The organism is Xanthomonas sp. 3307 (assembly GCF_014199735.1).
Taxonomy (GTDB): domain Bacteria; phylum Pseudomonadota; class Gammaproteobacteria; order Xanthomonadales; family Xanthomonadaceae; genus Xanthomonas_A; species Xanthomonas_A rydalmerensis.
Genome location: NZ_JACHOG010000004.1, coordinates 151,572 through 163,877, shown reverse-complemented (window position 1 = coordinate 163,877; position 12,306 = coordinate 151,572). Strand labels below are relative to the sequence as shown.

Here is a 12,306-nt window from a genome sequence, read left to right as displayed (position 1 = left end):
AATGGCTACAAGACGCCGCGCGCGCCGGCACCCAGAATGGAGCGCATCGTCCACCTCAGGAGTCGCCATGGCCATCCACGAGCTCTATGCCTATCTGTGCGTCCGCGATGCCGCCGCCGCGATGGCGTTCTACGCCCGCGCGTTCGGCGCGCGCGAACGGTTCCGCCTCACCGAGCCCGATGGCCGCATCGGCCATGCCGAGGTGGATCTCGACGGGCACACGCTGATGCTGTCGGAAGAGTATCCAGGGATGGGGGTGCGCAGCCCGGAACACCTGGGCGCCACCCCGGTCACGCTGCACCTGCATGTAGACGATGCCGACGCGCTGGTGGCGCACGCGGTGGCCGCGGGCGCCACGCTCGAGCGCGGCATGCAGGACCACTTCTACGGCGAGCGCTCGGGGACGGTGCGTGATCCGTTCGGCCACCGCTGGCTGATCGGCCATGCGATCGAGACGGTGACGCCGGAGGAAATGCAGCGGCGCTACACCGCGCTGTTCCCCGCGCCTAAAGCCTGATCGTCTCTGCCGCGCGGCATCGGTTCTCGCTACGGCGATAAATGCGAAGAAGTCGAGCGCGTGGAGTCGGCGCTCGGCGTTGCTTACCGCTTCCGAGCCGGTGACGTCGTCGGAGGTGTTGCGCGTTGCGCAAGGATCGCCCCAGCCACCAGCTCGAACAGCCGCTCCGACCGCTGCGCATGCGACGGCTGTTCCCGCAACCAGGCCAGCGCGGCGATCAGGTCGAACAGCTCATCGCCGTCCATGTCGGCGCGCGCCTTGCCGTCCGCCTGGGCGCGCGCCAGCAGTGCGGCGCCTGCGGAGCGTAGCCGCACGCAGGAGGCGTGCAGTGCGGAGGACTCGTCTTCGATGGCGGACATCATCGGGGCGAGGATGCCGCGCTGGCGATGGGTGAAGGCGATGATTTCCTCCAGCCAGGCCAGCAGGGCCTGGTCCGAGGCTGCTGCCGTGCGCAGGGTGTCGGCCTTCGCCGCCAGGTCCTCGAAGTCGGTGCGCAGCAGCGCCTCGAGCAGGGCTTCGCGGGTGGGGAAGTGGCGGTACAGGGTACCCAGGCCGACTTCGGCGCGGCGGGCGATGTCGCGCAATGAGGCGTCTGCGCCGGCTTCGGACAAGGCCTCGCGGGCCACGTCCAGCAGGCGTTGGTAGTTTTTTTGGGCGTCGGCGCGCATGCTGTCCTTTACAAGTGGAGCGGTGATCCGTATATTCGGAGCACTGTTCCGATCAGGATACGCCATGCACAGTTCCGAAGAAACGCCGCGCACCATGAAAGCGGTCCGCCAGCGGGCGTTCGGCGGCTCCGAGGTGCTCCATTACGAGGACGCGCCCACGCCCGTGCTGCAGCCGGGCGAGGTGCTGATCCGGGTGCATGCGGTCGGGCTGAACCCGCCCGACCTGTACCTGCGCGAGGGCTACAGCCGCCTGCCGCCGGAATGGCGGCCGCCGGTGACGTTCCCGCTGATCCTGGGCACGGATGTTTCGGGCGTGATCGCGGCGGTGGCGGAGGATGTTGACGGGTTTTCGCCAGGCGACGCTGTGTACGCGATGGTGCGTTTTCCGAGCGGCTTGGCCGGTGGCAGCCAGGCATATGCGCAATACGTCGCCGCGCCTGCGTCCGAAGTCGCACTGAAGCCAACGGGGATCGACCACGTGCACGCCGCGGGCGCGCCGATGTCGTTGCTGACGGCGTGGCAGTTCCTGATCGCGCAGGGCCACGACGTGGCCAATCCGCTGCAGCCCATGCCGCATGCGCCGGTGCGATTGCAGGGCAAGACCGTGGTGGTCAACGGGGCGGCCGGCGGCGTCGGCCACTTCGCGCTGCAACTGGCCAGGTGGCAAGGTGCGCGCGTGATCGCGGTCGCTTCCGGCAAGCACGAGGCGTTCGTGCGCGGGTTGGGCGCGGAGACCTTCATCGACTACACCAAGACGGCGCCGGAGGACGTGCTGCACGACGTGGACCTGGTGGTGGACGCGGTCGGCGGCGCCGGCGCCGGAAAGTTCCTGCCCACGCTCAAGCGTGGCGGTGCGCTGTTCCCTATTTTCCCGCTCGGCTTCGATGGGCACGATGCGGCGGCGGCGCTGGGCGTGACGGTGTCCACCACCCAGGTGCGTTCCAGCGGCGCGCAACTCGGTGAACTCGCGGCACTGCTGGACGCCGGCACGGTGCGCGTGGCCATCGACAGCACCTTCGCACTGTCGCAGGCGCGCCAAGCGCACGAGCGCGCGGAGCAGGGGCACATCCAGGGAAAGATCGTGATGACGGTCGAATGAAACCGTCGATCGCGGCGTTGCTGCCGTATCGAGCGGGGTAGCGGCTCGGTGCCGCGTCGATCGCTGACTCGGTCATTGAAGGGAGCCGCGCGCGCAGTCGCAGTAGAACAGAGGCCAGAGTGCACCTCCTTGCATCAATCCCCACCGGGTAGCGTCTAAGGCCTATGCAGTGGGAGATGTCTTCCGCCCCATGCTTCCCTGATACCAGCTTCCGCAAGCTTATGACGATCGTCAACGCACGTTCCGTCCACCGACCTAGCGCGGCACGTCGGATCCAGCATCGATACGCGTACGAACTGTTGCGAAGCAGCATGCAACCCCACAAGAGGCGTGTTACATCTAACGTTGTTGGATCGATCCAAAGCCGTTGATGCAGCGCATCCTGGGGAAAACGGTGGGTAGGGATCGCGTGCTACGAGTTTGCTGATGGTCGTCGTCGTATCCGCGTGCGGATGCGGTCGTGACACTGCGTCGGGAGCGGACTCGAGCGGCGATCCATCGGGTCGATCCGGTCCACGTTGCGTGCCTTCACTGCGCGCCGTTGCCACCGGAAGTGCGTGACGCCACGCGTCGCGGCACAGCCGACCGAGAGAGTTTGGGGAGCCTGCCATGTCAATCCGCCCGCGCTTTGCGCACCTGCCCGAGTCTTCGCGCCGGTGGTTGGCGTCCGTCGCGGCGTCGGCGCTGTTGTGTGCGGGCAGCGGCGCGGCATGCGCGGCCGATGCTGGCTTCGCGTCTTCGTTCGAGCAGGGCGAACCTGCGCCTGCATCGGCCACGCATTCAGACAAAGCGAGCGTGCAGGTTGCGATCGGCAACGGACCCGAACAGCCTTACGCGGCCAAGGCCGGCATGGGCTACACCGGGCTGCATGCGCTGCACTATCGCGCCACTGCGGCCGGGCACGTGCAGCTGTTTGCGGTGGATCTGCCGGTGGAGCCGGACACGGTGCTGTCGTGGATGGTGCTGCCGGAGATCGTCGATGGCGATACGGTGGCGTCGACCGGCGTGGCGGTGGATCTGCTGTTCGACGATGGCCGCCGCTTGTCCGAGTTGAGCGTGGAGGATCAGCACGGTGCGCTGGTCAGTGCGGCGGGGCAGGCGGCGTCGAAGACGCTGTATCCGCAGCAGTGGGCGTTCAAACAGGTGCGGCTGGGCGATGTGGCGGCGTTGCGCGGCAAGCGCGTTCGCGCGATCGAGCTGCAGGTACAGCCTGGGGCCGGCAAGGTGGCGTCGGGCTGGATCGACGATGTCGCGGTGCGCCGCGAGGCAGCACCGCAGGCGGCGCGGCGGCCCAGCGACGAGGTGGTGACTACGCGCGGGACGCAATCCAATGGCACGTTCTCGCGCGGCAACAATATTCCGGCCACGGCGATGCCGCATGGCTTCAATTTCTGGGTGCCGGCGACCGATGCGGGGACGCTGAGTTGGCTGTACCGCTGGAACGAGCAGAACGGCGACGACAACCGGCCGCGGCTGCAGGCGCTGTCGATCAGCCATGAGCCCAGCCCGTGGATGGGCGATCGCCAGACCTTCCAGGTGATGCCGTCGTCCACGCGCGGCGTGCCGGAGGCGGACCGCGCGAAGCGTGCGTTGTCGTTCGGCCACGACCGCGAGGAGGCGCGCCCGCATCTGTACCGGGTGGACTTCGACAACGGTATCCGTGCGGAGCTGGCGCCGAGCGAGCGTGCCGCGATCTTCCGCTTCCGCTTTCCCGAGGGCGGCGATGCCAATCTGCTGTTCGACAATGTCGACGCGCGCGGCGGGCTGACACTGGATGCGGCGACGCAGACGTTGCGTGGCTACTCCGACACGCGCAGCGGGCTGTCCAACGGCGCCACGCGGCTGTTCGTGTATGCGCGCTTCGACCGTCCCTGGACCGCCAGTGGCAAGATCCCCACTGGGCGTCCGACCGGCTACGTGAAGTTCGCGCCGGGCGCCGATCGCACCGTGGTGATGCGCATCGCCACCTCGCTGATCTCGGTGGAGCAGGCGCAACGCAATCTGCAGCAGGAGATCGGCGACGCCGGGTTCGAGCTGGTGCGGGCGCGTGCGCAGGACGCGTGGGACGCGGTGCTGGGGCGCGTGCAGGTGCAAGGCGCCAGCCACGACCAGCGGGTCACGGTGTACTCCAATCTGTACCGGCTGTTCCTGTATCCCAATATCGCCCACGAGAACGTCGGCGACGCGGCGCATCCCGATTGGCGGCATGCTGACCAGAACAGTTGGTCCAAGGACAACATGGGCGGCGATGCCGAGCGCACCTCTGCGCCGATCGTGCCGGGCAAGGTCTACGTCAACAACGGCTTCTGGGACACCTTCCGCACCAGTTGGCCGGCGTATGCGTTGTTCGCGCCGGAGCAGGCCGGAGCGATGATCGATGGCTTCCTTCAGCAGTACCGCGACGGCGGTTGGGTGGCGCGCTGGTCCTCGCCGGGCCATGCGGACCTGATGGTCGGCACCAGTTCCGATGTGGCCTTCGCCGATGCCTGGCTGAAGGGCGTGCACGGGTTCGACGCCCACGAGGCCTATGCGGCGGCGCTGCGCAATGCCACGGTGGTGCCGCCGGTGTCGAATGTCGGCCGCAAGGGCCTGGCCCACTCGATGTACCGCGGCTACGCGGCCAACGACGTGCACGAAGGGCTGTCGTGGACGCTGGAGGGCGCGCTCAACGATTTCGGCCTGGCGCAGATGGGGCAGGCGCTGGCGCAACAGGAAAATGATCCGCAGCAGGCGCAGCGTTACCGCGAGGAATCCGAGTACTTCCGGGCGCGGGCCACCGATTATGTGTTCCTGTTCGACCCCGCCACCCGCTTCTTCCGCGGGCGCACGCCGGCTGGCCAGTGGAGCACGCCTGCGTCGAAGTTCGATCCGCGCGTGTGGGGCGGCGACTACACCGAGGCCAATGCCTGGACCTTCGCCTTCACCACGCCGCACGACGCTGCGGGCCTGGCCACGCTGTTGGGCGGCGAGGACGCCATGGCCGCGCGGCTGGACGAGCTGTTCGCCACGCCGGAGACCGCGGAGAAGCGCTTCGCCGGCAGCTACAGCGGCGTCATCCACGAGATGACCGAGGCGCGCGACGTGCGCATGGGCATGTACGCGCACAGCAACCAGCCCTCGCACCATCTGCCGTGGATGTACGTGGCGGCGGGACAGCCGTGGAAGACCCAGCGCCTCACCCGCGAGGTGCTGCGCCGGCTGTACCTGGGCAGCGAGATCGGCCAGGGCTATCCGGGCGACGAGGACAACGGCGAGATGTCGGCGTGGTACCTGTTCGCCATGCTCGGGCTGTATCCGCTGCGGATGGGCGCGCCGGAGTACGTGATCGGCTCGCCGGCGTTCCCGCGGGCCGAGGTCGATCTCGGCAAGGGCCGCAAGCTGGTGGTGATCGCGCGCAACAACAATGCGCGCAACGTGTACGTGCAGTCGCTCACGCTCAACGGCAAGCCGTGGAACAAGGCCTGGCTGCGCCAACAGGACATCGCCGGCGGCGCCACGCTGGAGTTCGTGATGGGCGCGACGCCGTCGCGCTGGGGCAGCGGCGCGGACACGTTGCCGCCATCGTTGACCCCGTTGGGCAGCGCGCCGCAGGGACTGGAGGATGTGGCGTCGCAGGCCGTTGCGGTGTCGCTGGAGGGACAGCCCAAGGCCACGGTCTTGATCGACGACGATGCGACGACGGCGCTGCCGCTGCCGGTAGGTGCCAGCGTCGATCTGCGCTTCGCGACGCCGCAGCGCGCCACGCACTACACGCTGACCAGCGGCGACGCCGCGTTGTCCGGCCTCGCATGGACGCTGGAGGGCCGCGGCGCCGACGGCGCATGGACCACGCTGGATCATCGACGCGCGCAGGCCTTCGCCTGGGCGCGGCAACTGCGGCCGTTCCGCATTGCCAAGCCTGGCGCCTACAGCGCGTACCGCCTGCGCCTGGATGCGGGCGAAGGCGTTTCGCTGGCCGAGATCGAGCTGCTGAAGCCGGTGACGCGGCAGGCCGCGCCGTGAGGCAGCGGCGACGCAGCGTACGCGTGCTGTTGCGCGCACGTTGCGGTGGACACGTCCTGCCCTAGACCTGTTGCGCGGCAGCATGCGTTGCGAGGAACGCTGTGGTACTTAAGTTTTCCGCTGCATTAGAACGATCCAATTCAGTTGGTGCAGGACAGAGGGGGGAACAACCGCAAGGCCGGCTCGCCGCAATGGCGCCGGATGTTTTCTACAGCGACGCGGAGGCTGCTCGATCCATGGATTGCGCGGTGGCCGTACTCGCGCAGCCGATCAATCTTTGGGAGAGGATGATTGAAATGAAGTGCATGCCATCCGCGCGCAAGCGCAGCACGCTGTCCGCCGGTATCGCCATCGCGCTGTGCGCGACCGCTGCCTCCACCACCGCGTTCGCCCAGCAGGCCGACACCGCGCCGGCGCCCTCCGGTCAGGCCGAACTGGAGGCCAAGAATCTGGATGCGGTGACGGTGACCGGCTACCGCTACGCGATCGAGAAGAGCCTGGAGCAGAAGCGCAACGCCAATGCCGTGGTCGATGTGATCACCGCCGAGGACGTGGGCAAGTTCCCCGACAAGAACGTGGCCGACGCGCTGCAGCGCGTGCCCGGTGTGGTCATCAGCCGCGACGGCGGCGAGGGCAAGAACGTCAGCGTGCGCGGCCTGTCCTCGGAGCTGGTGCTCACCGAATTGAACGGCAACTACATCGCCACCGCCGAGTCCAACGGCGACCCGACGCGCTCGTTCAACTACACGCTGCTGCCCTCGAACCTGCTGGGCAGCGCGGAACTGTACAAGACGCCGGAAGCGCGTATCGACGAAGGCGGCATCGGTGGCACGGTGATCCTGCAGACGCGGCGTCCTTTGGAGCTGGAGCCCAATTCCGGCTTCGTCTCCGCCGAGGGCGTGTGGTCGGATACCAGCAAGAAGACCGACGGCCAGTTCTCCGGCTCGTACTCGTGGCACGACAAGGACAACCGCTTCGGCGTGTTCGTCGGCTACACGCAGCAGAAGCGCACTGCGCGCACGCTGAATGCCAGCACCGAGAGTTGGCAGTGGTACGGCCGCGACGAAGGCGGCCCGGCGGTCGACGTGAATGGCAATCCGTCGGACTTCAATTCGAACTGGTGGGGCGGCACCGGCTTCTGGGACCAGAACGGCAAGTACTACACCCGCTTCATGATGCCAACGGCGGTCAGCCTGGACGTCAAGCAGGAGGAGCGCGAACGCAAGGGCGGCCAACTGACCTTCCAGTTCAAGCCCACCGACGACCTGACCCTGACCGCGAACTACTTCCGCTTCGACCTGTCGCAGAACTCGCAGACCAACACCATCAAGATTCCCGAGTGGAACATCGCCCGCTATTACGGCGACGGCAACTGGCGCGGCGGCCGCCTCCTCGACGGGCTGCGCTTCGATCCCAGCGGCACCATCGTCACCGGTGCCGACTACAGCCTGCATCCGGGCAAGGCGTATTACTGCAGCGAAGCCCAGGCCGCCGCGGCCGGCCTGCCGCCCGGCGGCTGGGGCTCGGACGACTGCACGGTACCGACGCCGCAGATCACCGGCAGTTACAACATCGAGAAGTCGCTGTCGCAGACGGTGGACCTGGGCGGCGAATGGCGCGGCGAAAAGGTGGACGTGGCGTTCAAGGCCGGCCGCACCTGGGCCAAGGGCGGGCCGGAGCTGCAGTTCTCCCTGCCGATCAAGCCGCGCCGCCAGAACGCCGACGGCAGCTGGAGCAACGGCAACTTCGCCAGCGCCTGGGACCTGACCGGCACGCCGTCCATGACGTTCTCGCCGGAGCTGATGCAGAACCTGCGCGATGGCCTCCTGCAGGTCGATCTGGGTTCGACCAGTTCGTCCTGGACCCGCAACACCAATCAGCAGCAGTATGCGCAGATCGATACCACCTGGCACATCGACGGCGAGGTCTTCGACTCGCTGCAGTTCGGCCTCAAGCGCCGCGACGGCGGCGTCCATCGCAACACCGGCAACAATTATTGGGTGTGCCCGGGCACCGACCCCAGCGATTACAACAACCGTTACTGGAACGGGCGCTGCAACGCGCTGGCCACGCAGTTCTCGCCGGATCTGTTGTTTTCCATGAACAACCTCGCCGGCGGGGTGAGATCCAGCGCGTTCCCGGCGATCAACTTCCCCGGCTATATCGGTTACTTGAACAACACCTACGGCGCGATGCAGACCCGTAGCGAAGACAACTTCGTCTACAACGTCGACGAGAAGATCTATTCGACCTACCTGCAGCTCAACTTCCACACCGAGCGCCTGCGCGGCAACGTCGGCGTGCGCGTCGCGCGCACCGGCCAGCATGCCGATTCCACCGACAAGGTGACCGCCTACAACGACTACTTCTTCGACGGCGCCGACGGCAACCCGCTGGCCTGCCAGCAGGGCGCTGCCATGCCCACAGGCGCGCCGGCCGATACCTACTGCGGCACCGAGGGCTACTGGCGCTTGTCGGACACGCAGCAGCGCAACGAGTCGTTCGTGGTCAGCGGCCTGGACCGCAACTACACCGACGTGCTGCCGAGCTTCAACCTGGCCTATGACCTGACCGAGAACCTGCTGCTGCGCGCGGCGGCCTCGAAGGTGATCGCACGGCCGAGCTACAACGACATCGCCGCGCCGGGCAGCCTGGAGTACTACAGCCCCGAGTACGTGGCCGACCGGCGCCTGACCGGCGGCGCCAGCGAGCAGGGCTGGTACGGCTCGGGCAGCAACAAGAACCTGCAGCCATACAAGGCCACCCAGTTCGACCTGGGGCTGGAGTGGTACTTCCAGCCGGGCTCGGTGGCGGGCGTGGGACTGTTCCGCAAGAACGTGGAGAACTTCGCTGTCGACGTGGTCAGCGACGTGAACATGATGATCAATGGGCAGGCGGTCACGGTGCAGAACTACAGCACCCAGGCCGGCGGCCAGGATGCGGTGTCGCAGGGCGTGGAGCTGTACGCGCAGCACACGCTGCCCTCAGGGCTCGGCGTGCAGTTCAACTACACCTACAACGATGCCAGCAAGGCGGCGGTGCGACTGGAGGACGGCACCGAGGTCGGCAAGACCTCCATGCCCGGCAGCGCCAAGAACCAGACCAACCTCACCGTGTTCTACGAGACCGACCGCCTGCTGCTGCGCGCCTCGTACAACCGTCGCGGCGAGCTGGTGCAGGGCCTGGTCAACGGGCTGAACGTCTACGAGGAGCCGTACTACCAGATCGATGTGAACGCGGCATACAACATCACCCCGGCGCTCAGCCTCACCGCCTCGGTGCTGAATCTGACCAAGCAGGAGTCGCGCCAGCACCTGGGCGACGATACCCGGGCACGCTTCTACACAGGTGGCTACGCAGGCCGGCTGGCGTACCTTGGGTTGACCTACAAGTTCTAGGCTGCATTGTGTCGTGCCCATGCCTGCCGCGCGGCGGACAGCATGGGCGCGACGGTCCGGCGACGGCCGGGCTACCGTTTTCGCCGTCCACGACTGCGCCGTCGCGTTTACGCAGCCGTTCACCACAGGATCCCATCGCATGACGTCGTCCCTGCTGCCTTGCGTGCTGCGCACGTTCGCCCTGTCTTTGCTGCTGGCCACGCCGGCGCTTGCCGCCGTGCCGCGGCCCAGTGCCGAGGTCAACACCTTCATCGGCAGCAAGGACGACGGCAACACCTTTCCCGGTGCGTCCGCCCCGTTCGGGATGATCCAGGTCAGCCCGATCGGTGCGCACTACGCCGGCTGGCGCTACGACGACCCGCAGATCCGCGGCTTCGGCCATTCCTTCCTGTCCGGCGCCGGCTGCTGGGAGCAGGGCGGGCAGGTCTCGGTGCTGCCGGTGACCGGGCGCATCGGTCCCGGCGGCGATTTCGACACGGCCGATCCGAAGGCGTTCGACCATACCCGCTACGGCGCGCGCTACCAGCACGACGGCGAGCGCGGCCAGGCCGGCTACTACAAGGTGCGGCTGACCGATTACGGCGGCATCGACGCCGAAGCCACTGCGCTGACCCGCGCCGCGGCCGAGCGCTATACCTTTTCCACCTCGGGCGACGGCCACGTGCTGGTCAACATCGGCCAGGCCAACGCCCGCCACACGGTCACCGGCAGCACGCTAACCGTGGTCGGCGACCGCGTGGTGGAAGGCAAGCTGGTCACCCAGAGCTTCTGCGGCGGCCACCAGTACACCACCTGGTTCCGCCTGGAATTCGACCGCCCGTTCAAGGCCTTCGGCACCTGGGGCGAGGCCGGTGGCGTGCCGGGATCGCGCCATGGCATGGAGGGCGAGGGCAAGCCCAGCGGCGCGTGGCTCACTTTCGACCTGGGCAAGGGCCGTGCGGTCACCGCCATCTCGGCGATCTCGCACGTGGATGCCGAGGGCGCGCGCAACAACCTGCGCAGCGAGGGCATGGCCAATGGCCGCCTGCTCGGCTTCGACGCCATGCGCGCCCGCGCGCAGCAGGCCTGGGACAAGGAACTGGCCAGCGTGCGCGTGCGCGGCGGCAGCGGCGACGACCGCGTGGTGTTCTACACCGCGCTGTACCACTCCCTGTTGCAGCCGCTGACCGGCAGCGACGCCGATGGCCGTTACCGCGGCTACGACGACGGCATCCACCACGCCGACGGCTGGACGTACCACGAGTTCTTCTCGCTGTGGGACACCTACCGCGCGCAGAATCAGTTGCTGGCCCTGCTCAAGCCGCAGCGCGCCGCGGACATCGGCCGTTCGATCCTGGCGATCAACGCGCAAGGCGGTTGGCTGCCGCGCTGGGGCTATGCCAACTTCGAGAGCAACGTGATGACCGGCGATCCGGTCACGCCGTTCCTGGTCGACCTGTGGCGCTTCGGCGCGCTGCAGGGCCGCGAGGCCGAGGCCTACGCCGCGCTGCGCCGCAACGCCTTCGAGATGCCGCCGTTGAATTCGCGGCACGCCGGGCGGTCCGGCAACGCCAACTACCTGGCGCAGGGTTTCGTGCAGTACGACCGCGCGTTCCCGTCCAAGGGCATGGACGTCGACCCGCACCATGGCGGCTCGGCGACGCTGGAGTACGCGCTGGCCGACTGCGCGCTGTCGACGATGGCCGGCGCACTGGGCCACGCCGAGGACGCGGCGGTGCTGAACCGCCGCGGGCGCAACTGGCGGACGGTGTGGGATCCGTCCGTGCGCGACACGGACACCGGTTTCACCGGCTTCCCGCGGCCGCGCACCGAAGATGGCGCGTGGTACACGCCGTCGGATGGGCATTACGATCCGCGCTCGCAGCACGGCTTCCACGAAGGCACGGCCTGGCAGTACCAGTGGCTGGCGCAGCAGGACGTGCCGGGCCTGGTGCAGGCGATGCACGGGCCCGAGCAGGCGGCGCGCCGCCTGGACGCGTTCTTCGCCTACGACGCGCTGCTGGCCGACCCGGCCGGCGCTGCGCGCAAGGAATGGGTGGTGGGGCCGTACAGCTACTACAGCCAGTTCCGCTACAACCCCAACAACGAGCCCGACCTGCACGCGCCGTGGATGTACACGCTGATCGGCCAGCCGTGGAAGACCAGCACCGTGCTGCATGCGGCGCAGACGTTGTTCACCAATGCGCCGAACGGCGTCACCGGCAACGACGACCTGGGCACGATGTCGGCGTGGTATCTGTTCAGCGCCATGGGCCTGTATCCGGCGGTGCCGGGCACCGGGCAGTTCCTGCTGCACGCGCCGCGCTTCTCGCGTGTCGAACTGGACGTGGGGCCGGGCCGCACGCTGCGTATCGACGCGCCGCAGGCCGGTGACGGCAAGCTGCGCTACGTCGGTGGCGTGTCGCTGGATGGCCGCGCGCACGCGCCGGTGTGGCTGGACTGGGCGCAGTTGCATCAAGGCGGCCGCCTGCGTTTCGACCTGCGCGATGCGCCGCAGCCGCAGGGTTGGGGGACGCAGCCGCAGGATCTGCCGATGTCGCCGTGCGCGGCGCCGCCGTCCGCCGCCAGCCTGGGCTGGCGCTGAGTCCGTGCCGTCTCGCGGCAGGCGCGCGCAGCCGATGG

Annotated in this window: 6 protein-coding genes; 5 read left to right on the top strand and 1 reads right to left on the bottom strand. The window is 68.0% G+C overall.

What is annotated here, in order from left to right:
- Positions 1-67 precede the first annotated feature (67 nt).
- Positions 68-517 carry a VOC family protein gene (locus tag GGR64_RS12035; RefSeq protein WP_160966014.1) on the top strand — a complete coding sequence of 150 codons (450 nt, stop codon included), beginning with the start codon at positions 68-70 and terminating at the stop codon, positions 515-517.
- Between the two features lie 83 nt (positions 518-600).
- Here the strand turns inward: GGR64_RS12035 and GGR64_RS12030 are convergent, their stop codons facing one another.
- On the bottom strand, positions 601-1,281 hold the full coding sequence (locus GGR64_RS12030; protein WP_260303002.1) for a TetR/AcrR family transcriptional regulator: 681 nt from the start codon (positions 1,279-1,281) through the stop codon (positions 601-603).
- Here GGR64_RS12030 and GGR64_RS12025 point away from each other — a divergent pair.
- The 4 genes from GGR64_RS12025 (at position 1,250) to GGR64_RS12010 (ending at position 12,268) form a co-directional block, all read left to right on the top strand.
- Complete coding sequence (locus GGR64_RS12025) at positions 1,250-2,284, top strand: NADP-dependent oxidoreductase (RefSeq protein WP_184646076.1); 1,035 nt, start codon at positions 1,250-1,252, stop codon at positions 2,282-2,284. The two genes, GGR64_RS12030 and GGR64_RS12025, sit on opposite strands and share 32 nt — an antisense overlap.
- A gap of 609 nt (positions 2,285-2,893) precedes the next feature.
- A complete protein-coding gene (locus tag GGR64_RS12020) occupies positions 2,894-6,286 on the top strand; it encodes a GH92 family glycosyl hydrolase (protein ID WP_260303001.1) in 3,393 nt (1,130 codons plus the stop codon).
- A gap of 236 nt (positions 6,287-6,522) precedes the next feature.
- A complete protein-coding gene (locus GGR64_RS12015; RefSeq protein ID WP_184646342.1) occupies positions 6,523-9,684 on the top strand; it encodes a TonB-dependent receptor in 3,162 nt (1,053 codons plus the stop codon).
- Positions 9,685-9,823: 139 nt separating this feature from the next.
- On the top strand, positions 9,824-12,268 hold the full coding sequence (locus GGR64_RS12010; RefSeq protein WP_184646074.1) for a GH92 family glycosyl hydrolase: 2,445 nt from the start codon (positions 9,824-9,826) through the stop codon (positions 12,266-12,268).
- The last annotated feature ends 38 nt before the right edge of the window (positions 12,269-12,306 follow it).

Coding starts and splice junctions, on each gene's coding strand:
- GGR64_RS12010 (WP_184646074.1), top strand. CDS start 9,824: ATGACGTCGTCCCTGCTGCCTTGCGTGCTGCGCACGTTCGCCCTGTCT.
- GGR64_RS12020 (WP_260303001.1), top strand. CDS start 2,894: ATGTCAATCCGCCCGCGCTTTGCGCACCTGCCCGAGTCTTCGCGCCGG.
- GGR64_RS12030 (WP_260303002.1), bottom strand. CDS start 1,281: ATGGTGCGCGGCGTTTCTTCGGAACTGTGCATGGCGTATCCTGATCGG.
- GGR64_RS12015 (WP_184646342.1), top strand. CDS start 6,523: ATGGATTGCGCGGTGGCCGTACTCGCGCAGCCGATCAATCTTTGGGAG.
- GGR64_RS12025 (WP_184646076.1), top strand. CDS start 1,250: ATGCACAGTTCCGAAGAAACGCCGCGCACCATGAAAGCGGTCCGCCAG.
- GGR64_RS12035 (WP_160966014.1), top strand. CDS start 68: ATGGCCATCCACGAGCTCTATGCCTATCTGTGCGTCCGCGATGCCGCC.